Genomic DNA, 14,212 nt, shown 5'->3' on the forward strand with positions numbered 1-14,212 from the left:
CAAATGGCTACGAATGATGGGCGACTACACCAAGACCGGTATCTGCGATCACGCATTTCAAGCTATGTCCTGACAAGGAATGACACAAGAAGCGTACTAACGAAGACCGGGGTAGAAAAACGACAAATAGGCTGAAAATGAATATAAAACGGCCGGATTTCCAAACTAAAATCAAAACACCAATGGTAATATTTATCATTCTCATATTCCATAAAGGACATGGCAATGCTTGTAATAGATGATTCAAGATTCCCTTTAGTGTGGTTGAAACAGGTCAATGATGAAAAGGAATTAAACAATAACAGTTATGATGTTGAAAACACTTTTTCTCAGCTAAAAGCACTTTTTGCAAGGAAAACGCCTTTTATATTGATCAATGGAGATGATTATGGAAATGAGGAAAATCACGCGCATTCTAAAGAAGAAAAAATGATTATTGTTAAATGGATGAAAAACAACAAACCTGATGTTAGAAATTATATAATAGCTCAGGTCCAGGTCATCCCAAAGGAGAAGCAAACGATATTACTCAGCGCTTTTTCAAAAACATTTTCTAAATTTTGGGGCTTTCCTTTAATTATAGCCAGCAATAAAGACGCAGCAATTGAAAAGGCTCACGAATTACTTAAACGCATTGAAGATAAAAATTAAAAGCCATTGTTAATTTGAAAAAGCATGCTCAGTATGAGAAATAATTTTATGAAGAAAATATTACGATACACCATCCCCAGAGCATATGTATTAGACGTTATGCAAAAGCATCAGGATGCTTTTCTGGAGGTAAGGGATATCTATATTAATATGTACGATGAAAAAAAGATTAGTCTAAGCGTGGTTTATCGCGCATCCCGAGAATTGTATGAAGCCGGTCTATTGGAGAGACAACTGAATGAGAGAAGTGGACGAATCTCATACCGACATAAATCATCATATAGTTCACAAAAATTACATAACAGTGCAAATCATCAACTATTGACTACGCCAAGTCAATTAAATTCAGCTTAACCGCTGATTTTTAAAACCGACACAATAACACTCTTTGATGGAACCCATCATTCAGGCAATTGCACAATGCAGTGCTTTCGAAAAACAACATTTAACAACACGTAAAGAATGACATTAATAAAAATAAAACATGATTAACATAAGCGAAATAAATTACATCTAAAAAAGCAAGAACACCTCTCATATAATCACCTTTATAAAAGCAGTACCTAATTGTATTCTTTTATTGTATCAACACACCCATTAATATATTAATTCTCCAAAATACCGATAATTCCGCCATCCGTGTGTAAGCCTCAATGACCGCCTAGGGATAAAATCAATTAATTGTCTAATTGACCATCTGAATAAAATGAAGTTGAATATTAAATGGTAGACATAGATGAATCCACTATTAAGATTTATCAACTCGATTAGATGCTTTTGAACCATCAGATTTTAATGAATAAAATTGTTAATTAGTAGAGCACAATGGTGAAGATGATAATAATTTAAATAAAGCATATTTTAGCAAAAACCTTAAAAAAATCACAACAATTTAGTTATTATAATTGGAGATTTTTACGCTCACCTAGCTTAAAACTTTCCACTTCATATGGTTAATGTTATAATCTTAGTTATTCGACCAAGAGGTTTGAATTCTATGACAACTGATCGCTCATTTAATACAGTAAACCATTACGAAATTTCTGAAGTGAGAAATCCCTTTTTACCAGTTTTATCCATTAAATCAGATAATTTTACAGATTGCTGGGAACTCAAGCCACATCAGCATCCTGAAGCTCAACTAATATTTTCGCCAAAAGGAATTATAATATGTGAAGTAAAAAAATCAATCTACCTAATACCACCGCAATGTGCTATATGGATACCAACTAATACAGTTCACTCTACAAGAGGAGCCGGCAATACTAGCTGTTACTGCTTATTCATTGACACTACTAAAATAAAGGGGCTTCCTGAAGAATGTGCAACTCTTTCTGTACATCCTCTTTTGCGTGAATTGATTTTTTTTGCCTCAAATTTTAACGGCAAATCTACATTATCAGAATCCGAAAAAAAAATAATAGATGTATTAGTCGATCAGTTAAAAGCTACGACTAAACTCGAAGTTAGTCTTCCAATGCCTTCAGAATCGCGCTTATATTCAGTAACCAATGAGCTTATTAAAAGTCCGAATAATTCACTTAAACTTCATGAATGGGCGCTAAGAGTCAATATGAGTGAAAGAAGCTTCACCAGGTTAGTGCAACATGAGCTGGGCATGAGCTTTGGCAGATGGAAGCAGCAACTTCATATAGTTATAGCACTTCAGCGAATTTCCGAGGGGGATAGTATTACCGCTATTGCACTTGACCTGGGTTATGAAAATGCAAGCAGTTTTGTTACCATGTTCAAAAAAATATTAGGTAAACCACCGCTGAGTTATTTTAATGATTTAAAAAATTCATCTTCAAAACTTATCGATTTGCATGAAATTAAAAAATAGAAAGGGGGTGCCGTCCTCCCCCGTTTTTATTACCTAAAAAGAATAATTCACAGCAAGCCAGTATCGTCTGCCATCTTCAACATAACCATAATCATCATAACGAATTTTTTTGTCGAGAATATTTGAAACACCAGCCTTAATATCTACATTTTTGGCGACTGCATAATCCGCTCCGATATCTAACATGGCAAATGAAGGTGCCTGGATAGGTAATATAGTCGCTTGTGCACCACCTACATTATCACTATCCTTTCCGCGAATATTTATTGCCAGCCAGGTTTTCAACCTCTCACTATATTGATAATTAACAGTACTATTGAATTGATGTTTAGGCAGTTTATTAAGTGGCTTCCCTTTATTTTCACCAGACTGCTGTTTTGAATAGGTATATGTATAGTTATTCGCAATGCTTACTTTTTCAGTAACAGGAAAAGCAAGTGAGGCTTCAACACCCCGAGTTACTGCTTTACCAATATTTGTATAGATAAGTGGGTAAGCACCATAAACATTAGGTACTGACAGACATTGGTTTTCTGGGCAAGATACTGTATCTATCTTGTCCTTGAACTGGTTATTAAATAATGTAATACCTCCTGTTAATCCTTCATCGTTGTCATAAAGGAGTCCCATTTCTTGGGTTATTGACTTTTCTGGTTTCAGATCAGGGTTTCCGTAAACGTTGCCAACATAAGATACGGTACCAAACGATGTTGAAGTTTCTGTAATAGCCGGTGCTTTGAAACCACTACTGACGCCCCCTTTAATCGTCCAGTTTGTGGCAACATTCCAGACACCATAAATTCTCGGGCTCCAGTGACTCCCAAACTGATCATCATCATCAAAACGTACACCTGAAGTTAAAGTGAAATCTTCAGTAGCCAGCCATGCGTCTTCCAGGAACAAGGACTTTTCGGTACGTTTTAGATCTGTCTCACTGGATAGCTGATTTGATGTTCCATCATGTAACTTTTTAATACTAAGTTCTCCACCAAAGGTCAGGATATGGCTGCCTATATTTGAAGAAAGTGAGGATCGCATGTTTAAATTCTTTAGCCAAACATCCTCAGAACCTATCGTATAATCTTCGCTTTGGATATACGATTCTGTTTTTCCAATGGGCAAATAGCCAATATGATTTACAGAAAAACGATTAACCTCAGTCTTTTTCCTGTAATCTGTCGGCACGCCAGTGACATAATTATATGCTGGGCTAATAGACTTCCCTACGGTCTGAGTTATATCCTGTTGTGTATGATTAGCTGTAAAAGTAATTTCTTGTTTATCCGAAGGGATTAGTGTTATCTTGCCTGTTATGTTATCTCTTTTGCTACCTCGATAACCGTTATAGATATCGTCTTCGTCTCGCTTAGAATAATTTCCATAAGCCTGCATTGAAAGGATATTGTCAATCAATGGACCGGTTAAAAAGAAATTATTCTGAAATATATTACCCGAATCACTATGCTCCTGCATTGTAAAATCGGCGCCAATACTTCCTTGCCATTTATTTGAATTTTTACGTGTTATTATATTAATTACACCACCCATTGCATCTGATCCATATAAAGCGGACATCGGCCCTCGTATAACCTCAATATGATCTATTGCAGAAGCAGGAGGCATCCAGGCATTCATCTGACCATAGCCATCAAATAAACGGCTCGTATCCCTGGAGTCAATTCTCATACCATCGACCATATATAAGGTATAATCGGATCCCATGCCACGAATATTTATCTCCTTGTGATCCCCTCCAATCGTGGTAGTGATACCCGGAACCCCTTGGAGCAAATCTGCGATATCACGATAAGGTTTTTTTTGGATTTCTTCACTTGATATCGAAGTGACAGACGCAGGTGCCTGGCTTGTAGATTTATCCATTCCATTGGCGCTTGCGCTTACAACCATCGTTTCGTCTTTATTATTGTTATTAAGTTTATTTTCACTACCTTCATCAATCGGTGTTGCATGTGCCTGGGAAAAACAAGTAAGAAAATAAAAAACACTTAATTTCAATCGAAATGGGGCTGTTACTCGCGCTTTATTGAGATACATTTTACACGCCTTTATATGATAATGATACTCATTATTATTCAAGAGAAGGTAATATAATTAAATAAATTACAAAGCACATTGCTAAATTCGGTCATTTTATTCTTCTTTTCGGCCATTCTTCGGCTTCACAAAACAAAAGCAGCCATCATTCACGTGATACGTTTTTTGTTTTAAACTAAGCATGTCCAGCCAAAATGATAGCTTCAGGAAGAAATTTGACTGGATGAGGCACTGGTAAGGTTTGTGAAAGTCGTATAATCGATTTTTCCATTCATAGACAAGGCAACAGCATGAAATTATATAGCCATAATTTTAAAGATGGCGGTGCCATCCCCGGCAAGAATAGTTTTGCCGTTTACGATCCTGAAAATAATATCCGTTTATCTGATAACCTTAACCCACACCTCCGCTGGGAAGATGTTCCCGCGGGTACGCAGTCGCTGGTGCTCCTTTGCCACGATCCCGATGTTCCTACCAGTGCTGAAAATGTAAATCAGCCAGGTAAGAGGGTCCCGGCATCGTTGCCCCGCGCCGATTTTTTTCACTGGTTACTGTTAAATATCCCGGCGGGTCAGAGCGAAATCGTTGAGGGGTCACAATCCCATGGCATTTCCGCTGGAGGCAAACAGGGTCCCTCTGCGCCAGATGGACTGACCCATGGCATAAATGATTATACCGGGTGGTTTGCCAATGATGAGTCGATGGCGGGCACCTACTATGGCTATGATGGTCCTTGTCCGCCGTGGAATGATGAAATAATCCATCATTATGTATTCACATTATATGCGCTCCCGACCCCGACATTGAACGTAGCAGGAGAGCTTACTGGTGCTAACATCCGTCGCACGCTGGAAAACAGCGACGTTTTGGCCAAAGCTACGCTGACTGGAGTCTACAGTCTTAACCCGGACGTGAAAGTGTAACGCTCAGCGTCTAAGCAGCAGGTAAACCATGACCAGAGAAAATAGGTTATTCGCATCAGATGAGAAATACGCCTTGAGCAGTGAACAATTTTCCTGGTCTGGTTTTTATGGCAGCAACACCAGCCGTAATAATCTGGTTTCGGTGGCTTATCCGCAACTCAGGGTGGAGCAGAGTACCCCCTCTTTTTTCTTCTTTGAACCGACGGTGCTGATCGTATTAGCGGGAAGAATTGAGTTCCTGGCTTCGGGGGAAAACCATACATTAGCTGATAAGGCCGCCGTAGGTTTTATAGATCAGGGCGTGATTGCCGATTATACCAAATATCCCCCGAGTAATGACTCTCCGTTCCGGTCAATATTTCTCACTTTCAGTGCAGATGTGTTGGAATATTTTTATCAGTTTTTTCAGGGCGACATTTCCAGTGCTAAAAAGAAACCTCAGTTCACCACGGTTGATCTTAATAGCGCTCTACACGAATCATTGCGAACGTTACTGAAAAACCTGGATCAGCCGAGTCTTAGCGATGCAAGGATCCGGTTAAGAATTTTTGACTTACTGTTAGTCCTTGCCGAGCAAAATATTCATTTTACCCTTCCACAACGACAGGGCGTCTTCCCACGTTTAAGCCATCTGCTACGCGCCTCACCAGAAATCGGCTGGACTGCCCGCTCCGCCGGTGAAGCATTGGCTATGAGCGAATCAACCCTGCGAAGGCGGTTGCGCGAAGAGGGTATCCGCTTTGAGAAGCTTCTCGTGGATATACGCATGCACCACGGCTTATTGCTGATACAAACCACCAACTGGAACATGACGCAGGTGGCAGATGCCTGCGGCTACAAATCGGTTTCACGCTTCGCTGAAAGATTTACACAGCGCTTTGGCCTGTCTCCATCGCGGTTACGTTAGTACTTTCATTAGGGCCATACGTTTTATAGGTAATAAGCATCAGATAAATTATCTTATTCATTGCGAATGTTATGAATAATTTGATTAACGTTCATTTTCATCAATATTGGATGAGGAGATATCTTTAACGTAGTGTCTGATGACACGCCGTATCTACCGATTGAAGAAAGCAATATTTTCCTGCAGCCAATCTGACAATGAGCGCGGGGGCAATCCAGTTAATTCTTCAACAGTCAAAGTGCGCTCAATCAGCACTGAATGGTTGAAAATCCGGTCAAGTCCAATAAGCAGTTCAGTGACAAACGGTGAAAGACCGTCAGCAAGTAATGCAGCGCGCTGTTCATTGGGTGAGCGGTCAATATAGGTGACCGTACGACCTAAAAGATCGGATAATTTCTCAGCAACCTCAGGCATTGTCCAGTTACGCGGACCCGTTAGGTGATAAGCACGTTGGGAGTTATCTGCTTCTTTTTCAAGCAGCGCTACACGTGCCGCCCCGGCTACATCGCGGGTGTCAATCAGATTGACGCGCCCGTTACCTGCAGCGCCCCCCCAGGTTCCCGCAGCGACCTGGCTTCCAGCACGCTTGAGTATATCCATGAAAGTAGTGGGTCTCAATACGGTTGAGGCCACAGGTTGTCGGGCCAGATGAGCCTCTATCACTGCATGCCATGCAAAAGGATTTATGGGCGTTGCTGGCCCCATCACCGAAAGTTTAACAATATGTCGCACGCCTGTTTTTACAGCAGCATCAATCAGTGCTATCTCATTAGCCACCTGTTGAGATGATGTCCCATGAGCGATGAAAAGCTTATCGGCACCTGCTAGCCCCCTTTCGAGCGTTGAGGGTTTATCAAAATTGACAACAACAGATGATACCCTGTCGGAAATATTTTCAGGTGTCTTCTGACGCGTGAGTGCAATGACCGTTACGGGATCTGATGCGAGCATATTGATTAAGTGTGAGCCGACCCGACCCGTGGCACCCGCAACAGCGATGCGAAGTTCAGGAACTTGAGTATTCGATTGATTAAGCATGGTGAACCCTTATTATATGATGGAACGATCAGTCCATCAATCTTGGTACGATCATTCCAGATTGTCAACGGGGGATTTATGAGCGGTAAACCGCAATACGATGAAAGTGCCGTGTTGAATGCGGCGATCGGCGTTTTCTGGAGTCATGGTTATGCAAACGCCTCCATCAGCGACCTTACTGAAGCAACAGGTCTGTCCCGCTCCAGCCTTTATCAGCGATTTAAGGATAAGGACGGGCTCTTCAATGAGTGCCTCAGGCTGTATACGGACCGCGTCCTGTCTCGCATGAATTCAATTCAACTTGCGTCCCCAAGAGCAAGGGTTGAAGCATTGCTGCGTGAATTCCTTCCGGATAACGCTGGACTGGATAACCTCAGAGGTTGCCTGCTGTCTCGTAGCCTCAGTGAGCAAGCCGATCTTACCGCCGCAGGGAAAATGACGATGAACGTGGGGATTCGCCAACAGCGACAGATATTGTTAAACATTCTGGCGAAGGGGCAACAAACGGGAGAAATCGCGCAGGATATCAATCTGGAACTGCTGGCCTGGTATTACTTTGGCATTCTGCAGTCGGTGGTAAATCTGCCTTCAGCAGGCGCAAGCCGACAGACACTTTCACAGCTCATTGATATTTCAATGTCGGCCTGGCCAAAAAAACGAGATTACCCTCCGGATTCTGATGGATAACCTAAATGTGTATCATTAATAATATCAGGACTCGCGCTTAGCGGAGTTTAAGATCAGAAAGGGGTAGCGCGTCAGCAGGCAACGTTTTTCTTAAACAACACATTGGGTTGCCCACCTTTTCTCATTTCATTCCAGCAACCTGATTAAATTGCCGCCTGGCTGCTTCGACTTCAGGCAACTTATTAAGCGTCCATTGGCGTAGTCCACGAAGCGGCATCCCTTTTTCCCTTTTTCCATGGTGAAGCGGCATTTTGGCTGGAAAAACGTTATTGATGCTGTGCACAGTGCAGGCGGCCGCATGGCGCCGCAGATCTGGCATACCGGTGCAGTGCGTTATATCAACGGCTGGGAGCCGGCAGCCCCTGTTGAAAGCCCGTCAGGTTTTGATGCGCCCGGAGACCCACGCGGCGTTGCAATGAGTGAAGAAGATATTGCGGATACCGTTTCGGCGTTCGTAAAGGCAGCGGCGGATGCCAAACGTCTGGGCTTCGACACGGCCGAAATCCATGGCGCTCATGGATTTTTAATCGACCCGTTCTTCTGGGCCGGTACTGATCTGCGTACGGACCGCTACGGTGGCCCAACAATCAAAGAACGTTCGCGCTTTGCCAGTGAGATTATCTCTGCCGTTCGTCACGCAGTCGGTCCTGATTTTCCGGATATCATGCGTGTCAGCCACTGGAAGCAGCAGGACTTCGGGGTACGAATTGCCGAAACCCCGGCGGTGATGGAAGAATGGTTATTACCGCTGGTTGAGGCTGGCGTCGATATCCTACACTGTTCGCAATGTCGATTCTGGGAGCCGGAATTCCCTGAGATTGATGGCGGAAACGGCCTGAACTGTGCGGATTAGGCGAAAAAGTGACAGGCGCCGCGACGATTAGCGTAGGTTCGGTTGGTCTGGATAACGATGTGACTAATGCTTTCGCCGGAAAGGGATCGGCTTCTGCGAGCCTTGAGCGCCTTATTGAGCGCATGGAGCGTGAAGAGTGTGATCTCATCGCCGTGGGCCGTGCCCTGCTAAGCGATCCGGATTGGGTAACGAAAGTGGAAGATGGCAATTACACAGCATTGAGCGGATTTACTCCGGCATCCCTGGCTGAATGGGTTTAAGACTGCACGACAGGTGTTTCAAGTCTATTCATAAGGCGGCCCTGTAAATCGGGACCGTCTGGCAGGACTGACCCCGCCCAGATGGCCGTGCCGGCGGGTACGGTTGTAGAACACTTACACATAATCGAAGGTAATGGACGCAAAAAACAGGCCGTTAAAGTAACCGGCCTGTATAGGGATTAGGGTAGCGCCACCGCCTTCGACGCCGTCTGCGCAGAGGATTTATTACTGAAGCCGGTCAAAGCGGTCAAGATGACGGCGATCACCAGTGAACCGCCCATAAAAACATAAGACGCCTGCGGCCCCTGGAAAACGCCATTCAGGTAGCCGACAATCCACGCCCCGACAAACGAGCCCAGCGCGCCGAAGCTGACGATAAACGCCATCGCCCCCGCCATGACATTGCGCGGCAACAACTCCGGCACCGCGGCAAAAAAAGGCCCATAAGGGGTGTACATCGCTCCGCCGGCGATCACCAGCAGCACGTAGGACAACCAAAAATGGTCGGCGCCCAGGGTAAAGGATCCGCAAAAACATACCGCCCCCAGTCCCAGGAACAACAGCACCACTAGCTTACGCTGCTGAAATTTATCGGAGAAATAGGAGGCGGTCAGCATCAGCGGCACCGCCAGCAGGTAAGGCGCGGCGGATAGCCAACCGGTGGCCACGATGCCCAAACCCGAGGCGGTCTTCAGGATCGAAGGCAGCCACATAATGAAACCGTACATGCCGATATTCCAGAAGAAATGGATAAACGACAGCGCCAGCACCTTCTTCGAGCGGAACGCCTCGGCGTAATTTTTCACGGGTTTCATTTCCACCTGCTCGGCCGCCAGCGCAGCCTCAAGATCCTGCTTCTCTTGGTCTGTCAGCCATTTGGCGTCTTTCGGCCGGTCAACAAAGATAACCCACCAGATAACCGCCCAGACGATCGCCGGCACGCCTTCGATGATAAACATGCCGCGCCAGCCGAAGGAATTCACCAGATAACCTGACACAATCGACATCCACAACACCGTGATCGGGTTGCCTAGGAACAGGAACGTATTGGCTTTGGAACGCTCGCGCTTGGTAAACCAGTGGCTGAGGAACACCAGCATCGCCGGCATCACCACGCTTTCGGCCACGCCCAGCAGGAAACGGATCACGGCCAGCGCCGCCACGCTATGCACTATGCCGGTTGCAGTCGCCAGAATCCCCCACAATACCAGGCTCCAGAAAATCAGTTTTTTGGCGCTGCGCCGTTCCGAATAGATGCCGCCCGGCACCTGGAAGAAAAAATAACCCAGGAAAAACAACGCGCCCAGCAACGATGATATGCCCGGCGTGATATTCAGATCGTGCGCCAGTCCTGAGGCGGCACCAAAACCGTAGTTGGCGCGATCGAGATAGGCCAGGCTGTAGGTTATAAAAGCCAGCGGGATCAGTTTACGCCAGCGTACCGGCGCTAGGTTCTGTGGCAAAAGTTGACTCATGTCGATATTCCAAGGGGGTTAATTATTACCGGTCAGTACCTGAAGCCGGAGTGTTTATCTTTCTTCATTGCCAAACACACCTGTCACACAACATCTTGTATGACATCATTCATGTTTAAAAATGCGGCATTCTCCATCGCCGATCAATGACCAATCCGCCAAAATGAAGTGACGATCACATATTTTATTTTCAGCGGCTGGTTTCGGCCTGACAGCATGAAAATGCGCTTTTTGGCTTCACAGCCCCCGCTGGGCGTGCTATACACAGGCATGTTGTAGGACAACGTATGCGACGGACACCATGAGCATTCAATCAATACAGAAACACAACGTGGTTAACGCGGTTTATGATCAAATCAAGGAAAAGCTGCTGGACGGAAGTTGGCCCCCGGGCAGCAAGCTACCTTCCGAGGCCGAACTGACCGCCTCGTTCAACGTCAGCCGCGTCAGCATCCGCAGCGCGGTACAGCGCCTGCGCGATCTGGGCATTGTCATCACTCACCAGGGCAAAGGCAGCTTTGTCACCAAGGACCTTAACCAGCAAAGTCTGTTAAACGAACACCAACCCATCATGCACCTGAGCCGCGAAGAGTTTCACGATATGATGGTGTTCCGCCAAACGGTGGAGTTCAAATGCATGGAGCTGGCGGTATGCAACGCCACGCCCGACGACATCACCGCCCTGGAACAGGCGTTGAACCGCATGCTGGTGAACAAGGACGACTACAAAAAGTATTCACAGGCCGACTTTGATTTCCATCTGGCGATCGCCAAGGCATCGCAGAACAAAGTGTTTTACAACGTCATGAATTCCATCAAAGACATCTACTACTACTATCTGGAAGAGCTGAACCGCGCACTCGGCATCTCGCTGGAAAGCGTCGAGGCCCATATCAAGGTGTTCATGGCGATCAAGAACCGAGACTCCTCCACCGCGGTGGCGGTGCTCAATGAAGCGATGTCGGAAAACGTGGCGGCGATTGAGAAATTGAAACAGTCGGCGCCGGACGCATAAGCGCCCGGCCGCTATAAGAGGATGCCATCCTCCTATGCCGCGCGTTCCCTATGGCCGCGACGCAGTCCCATCAGGAGTACGCGCCAGGGTCCAGGACGGGATACCACCGATACAGGGGTATTGCGCCGCTTTTTCCTCATTGATATCAATGCCCAGCCCCGGGCGGTCGCTCAGGTACGCATAACCCAGCTCGATTTCCGGGCAGCCGGGGAACACCTCTCGCAGCGCGTCGTTGACCGGCGTGTATTCCTGGATGCCGAAGTTGGTCACGCTCATATCCAGGTGCAGGTTGGCGCAAACGCCCACTGGCGAAATGTCACCCGGGCCATGCCAGGCGGTGCGCACGCCGTGGATTTCGCTCAGCGTCGCCAGCTTTTTCGCCGGAGTGATGCCACCGATGGTGCTGACATGGCAACGGATATAATCGATCAGGTTGTGAGTAATCAGCGGTCTCCAGTCATTGACGCTGGTAAACAATTCGCCCATCGAAATCGGCGTGGACGACTGTTGGCGCAGCATCTTCAGCCAATCGATATTTTCCGGCGCCACGGGGTCCTCAAGATAAAACATCTGGTACTGTTCCAGATTCTTGGCCAGCTGGATGGCGGCCATCGGCGTCACGCGCTCGTGCACATCATGGATAAATTCGATGCCGAAGCCGAGTGTATTGCGCAGATGGTCGAACAGGCGCGGCACGCTTTTCACGTAGGCATCCGGATCGAAATAAATCCCCGGCGTGCTGGCGCGCGGCGAGCGTTTCGGCTGAATGTTCTTTGCCCGGGCCAGCCGGGTGGCGATAAGCTTCAGGTCGTCGGTACCCGCGCCGCCATACATGCCCATCTGGCAGCGGACGTACTGATAGCCCTCTTCCATGCGTGCGCGGACATTGTCCTCCACTTCAAATTCGTCGCTGCCGTCGGTATGCACGTACAGCGGAATGCCATCGCGGCATTTGCCGCCCAGCAGCTCATACACCGGCATGCCGGCCAGCTTGCCTTTGATATCCCATAACGCCATGTCCACGCCGGACAGCGCGTTATTCATGATGGGGCCGCTGCGCCAGTAACCGCTTACGCAGGCCGATTGCCAGATATCCTCGATGCGCGCCGGGTCCTTGCCAATCAGGAACGGCGCCATGTAGCCGTCGATGGCGCTTTTCACCGCCTGGATACGCTGGGTAAAGGTGGCGCAGCCCAGGCCATATAATCCCGGCTGATTGGTTTCTACCTTCACCACCGCCAGATCGATGCCGCCCGGGGCGGTCAGAATGGTTTTCACCGCGGTGATTTTCAAATTACTCACAGTCACTCCTTAAATTTAATGTTTGCCCGTTAACATCCGTGTTCATTTCACGGCGGCGTGTTCCCTCGCCTTAACCGCCCGGACACCCAACCGGCTAGTGTTATCAGATCTAGCATCTCATATGTTGTCCTACAAGTATTTTTCGTTATACCAGTGAAAATGCACGATGCAAAGCCTGCGAATCCAAGAATGTGCACCCGGTCATAAAATTAACAATAATATATTATCTAATTGTTTTAAAACGTATTTAACGAAATAAATAACATAAAAATAAATTATTCTGTGATCTTCACCGCAAAAAATATGTATGTGTATTGCTTTAAAAAATTCATTACTTCACTTTAAATATGAATGATGTCATACAAGTTAACGAGCGATATCTATCGCCATGACCCCATAATGAGGAATTGCTATGTCTGCACTGTTTGATTTAACCGGGAAAACGGCACTGGTGACCGGTTCGGCACGAGGTTTGGGATATTGTTACGCCGAAGGGCTGGCCGCCGCTGGCGCCAGCGTAGTCCTGAACGATATCCGCGCGGAGCTGCTGGATGAATCGGTACAAAAACTCCGTGCTAAAGGTTATCAGGCGCAGGGCGTCGCCTTCGACGTCACCAATGAGGATGCGGTGGAAAGCGCGTTCGCCGCCCTGGAACAACAGGGGCTGCCGGTGGATATCCTGATTAACAATGCCGGCATCCAGTACCGCAAACCCATGGTGGAGCTGGAGCTGGAACAGTGGCAACGCGTCATCGACACTAACCTGACCAGCGCTTTTATCGTTTCGCGCGCGGCCGCGAAACGGATGATTGCCCGCGGCAACGGCGGCAAGATCATCAATATCGGATCGCTGACCAGCCAGGCCGCCCGCCCCACCGTGGCGCCCTATACCGCGGCCAAAGGCGGTATCAAGATGCTGACCTGCTCAATGGCCGCCGAATGGGCGGAATTCAACATTCAGACCAACGCCATCGGCCCCGGTTATATCCTTACCGATATGAACACCGCGCTTATCGACAATAAACAGTTCGACGCCTGGGTCAAAGCCAGCAACCCGTCAAAGCGCTGGGGCAAGCCGCAAGAACTGATCGGCACCGCGGTGTTCCTTTCCTCCACCGCGTCCGACTACATCAACGGCCAGATTATCTACGTCGACGGCGGCTGGCTGGCCGTGCTGTAACCCGCCCAGCCTGATCTGAATAT

12 protein-coding genes and 1 pseudogene are annotated in these 14,212 nt (G+C 47.0%); 9 read left to right on the forward strand and 4 right to left on the reverse strand.

The window, feature by feature from the left end:
• The first annotated feature begins 225 nt into the window (after nucleotides 1-225).
• The 3 genes from ACL2XM_RS11785 (at nucleotide 226) to ACL2XM_RS11795 (ending at nucleotide 2,494) form a co-directional block, all read left to right on the forward strand.
• On the forward strand, nucleotides 226-651 hold the full coding sequence (locus tag ACL2XM_RS11785) for a hypothetical protein (protein WP_413728548.1): 426 nt from the start codon (nucleotides 226-228) through the stop codon (nucleotides 649-651).
• Nucleotides 652-699: 48 nt separating this feature from the next.
• The gene (locus ACL2XM_RS11790; protein ID WP_413723584.1) at nucleotides 700-1,005 is read left to right on the forward strand and encodes a transcriptional repressor; all 306 of its coding nucleotides are present in this window, start codon (nucleotides 700-702) and stop codon (nucleotides 1,003-1,005) included.
• Nucleotides 1,006-1,648: 643 nt separating this feature from the next.
• A complete protein-coding gene (locus tag ACL2XM_RS11795) occupies nucleotides 1,649-2,494 on the forward strand; it encodes an AraC family transcriptional regulator (protein WP_413722593.1) in 846 nt (281 codons plus the stop codon).
• A gap of 33 nt (nucleotides 2,495-2,527) precedes the next feature.
• Here the strand turns inward: ACL2XM_RS11795 and ACL2XM_RS11800 are convergent, their stop codons facing one another.
• On the reverse strand, nucleotides 2,528-4,549 hold the full coding sequence (locus tag ACL2XM_RS11800; RefSeq protein ID WP_413733008.1) for a TonB-dependent receptor domain-containing protein: 2,022 nt from the start codon (nucleotides 4,547-4,549) through the stop codon (nucleotides 2,528-2,530).
• 290 nt (nucleotides 4,550-4,839) lie between these two features.
• Between ACL2XM_RS11800 and ACL2XM_RS11805 the strand changes: the two genes are divergently transcribed.
• Both ACL2XM_RS11805 and ACL2XM_RS11810 read left to right on the forward strand, forming a co-directional pair.
• Nucleotides 4,840-5,472, forward strand: a complete 633-nt coding sequence (locus tag ACL2XM_RS11805; RefSeq protein WP_410015473.1) for a YbhB/YbcL family Raf kinase inhibitor-like protein — start codon at nucleotides 4,840-4,842, stop codon at nucleotides 5,470-5,472.
• Between the two features lie 28 nt (nucleotides 5,473-5,500).
• Nucleotides 5,501-6,379 carry a helix-turn-helix transcriptional regulator gene (locus ACL2XM_RS11810; protein WP_413733009.1) on the forward strand — a complete coding sequence of 293 codons (879 nt, stop codon included), beginning with the start codon at nucleotides 5,501-5,503 and terminating at the stop codon, nucleotides 6,377-6,379.
• Nucleotides 6,380-6,532: 153 nt separating this feature from the next.
• On the opposite strand, the gene ACL2XM_RS11815 is transcribed toward ACL2XM_RS11810, so the two are convergent.
• On the reverse strand, nucleotides 6,533-7,417 hold the full coding sequence (locus tag ACL2XM_RS11815) for an NmrA family NAD(P)-binding protein (RefSeq protein ID WP_413733011.1): 885 nt from the start codon (nucleotides 7,415-7,417) through the stop codon (nucleotides 6,533-6,535).
• A gap of 78 nt (nucleotides 7,418-7,495) precedes the next feature.
• On the opposite strand from ACL2XM_RS11815, the gene ACL2XM_RS11820 reads away from it, so the two are divergent.
• Both ACL2XM_RS11820 and ACL2XM_RS11825 read left to right on the forward strand, forming a co-directional pair.
• A complete protein-coding gene (locus tag ACL2XM_RS11820) occupies nucleotides 7,496-8,104 on the forward strand; it encodes a TetR/AcrR family transcriptional regulator (RefSeq protein ID WP_413722588.1) in 609 nt (202 codons plus the stop codon).
• Between the two features lie 225 nt (nucleotides 8,105-8,329).
• Nucleotides 8,330-9,217, forward strand: a pseudogene (locus ACL2XM_RS11825) (12-oxophytodienoate reductase); the annotation flags it as partial.
• Between the two features lie 179 nt (nucleotides 9,218-9,396).
• Here ACL2XM_RS11825 and ACL2XM_RS11830 read toward each other — a convergent pair.
• A complete protein-coding gene (locus tag ACL2XM_RS11830) occupies nucleotides 9,397-10,692 on the reverse strand; it encodes an MFS transporter (protein ID WP_413733013.1) in 1,296 nt (431 codons plus the stop codon).
• A 301-nt stretch (nucleotides 10,693-10,993) separates the two neighbouring features.
• Here ACL2XM_RS11830 and ACL2XM_RS11835 point away from each other — a divergent pair, with 301 nt between their 5' ends.
• A complete protein-coding gene (locus ACL2XM_RS11835) occupies nucleotides 10,994-11,707 on the forward strand; it encodes a FadR/GntR family transcriptional regulator (protein ID WP_410015478.1) in 714 nt (237 codons plus the stop codon).
• A gap of 48 nt (nucleotides 11,708-11,755) precedes the next feature.
• Here the strand turns inward: ACL2XM_RS11835 and ACL2XM_RS11840 are convergent, their stop codons facing one another.
• A complete protein-coding gene (locus ACL2XM_RS11840) occupies nucleotides 11,756-13,009 on the reverse strand; it encodes an enolase C-terminal domain-like protein (RefSeq protein WP_410015479.1) in 1,254 nt (417 codons plus the stop codon).
• 412 nt (nucleotides 13,010-13,421) lie between these two features.
• Here ACL2XM_RS11840 and ACL2XM_RS11845 point away from each other — a divergent pair, with 412 nt between their 5' ends.
• The gene (locus tag ACL2XM_RS11845; RefSeq protein WP_413728554.1) at nucleotides 13,422-14,189 is read left to right on the forward strand and encodes an SDR family oxidoreductase; all 768 of its coding nucleotides are present in this window, start codon (nucleotides 13,422-13,424) and stop codon (nucleotides 14,187-14,189) included.
• The last annotated feature ends 23 nt before the right edge of the window (nucleotides 14,190-14,212 follow it).

Origin of the sequence: Sodalis sp. RH20, assembly GCF_047324205.1 — a bacterium.
GTDB lineage: Bacteria > Pseudomonadota > Gammaproteobacteria > Enterobacterales > Enterobacteriaceae > Acerihabitans.

Bases quoted from the DNA above. Each gene is read 5' to 3' on its own strand.
- ACL2XM_RS11785 (WP_413728548.1), top strand. From the start codon at position 226: ATGCTTGTAATAGATGATTCAAGATTCCCTTTAGTGTGGTTGAAACAG.
- ACL2XM_RS11790 (WP_413723584.1), top strand. From the start codon at position 700: ATGAAGAAAATATTACGATACACCATCCCCAGAGCATATGTATTAGAC.
- ACL2XM_RS11795 (WP_413722593.1), top strand. From the start codon at position 1,649: ATGACAACTGATCGCTCATTTAATACAGTAAACCATTACGAAATTTCT.
- ACL2XM_RS11800 (WP_413733008.1), bottom strand. From the start codon at position 4,549: ATGTATCTCAATAAAGCGCGAGTAACAGCCCCATTTCGATTGAAATTA.
- ACL2XM_RS11805 (WP_410015473.1), top strand. From the start codon at position 4,840: ATGAAATTATATAGCCATAATTTTAAAGATGGCGGTGCCATCCCCGGC.
- ACL2XM_RS11810 (WP_413733009.1), top strand. From the start codon at position 5,501: ATGACCAGAGAAAATAGGTTATTCGCATCAGATGAGAAATACGCCTTG.
- ACL2XM_RS11815 (WP_413733011.1), bottom strand. From the start codon at position 7,417: ATGCTTAATCAATCGAATACTCAAGTTCCTGAACTTCGCATCGCTGTT.
- ACL2XM_RS11820 (WP_413722588.1), top strand. From the start codon at position 7,496: ATGAGCGGTAAACCGCAATACGATGAAAGTGCCGTGTTGAATGCGGCG.
- ACL2XM_RS11830 (WP_413733013.1), bottom strand. From the start codon at position 10,692: ATGAGTCAACTTTTGCCACAGAACCTAGCGCCGGTACGCTGGCGTAAA.
- ACL2XM_RS11835 (WP_410015478.1), top strand. From the start codon at position 10,994: ATGAGCATTCAATCAATACAGAAACACAACGTGGTTAACGCGGTTTAT.
- ACL2XM_RS11845 (WP_413728554.1), top strand. From the start codon at position 13,422: ATGTCTGCACTGTTTGATTTAACCGGGAAAACGGCACTGGTGACCGGT.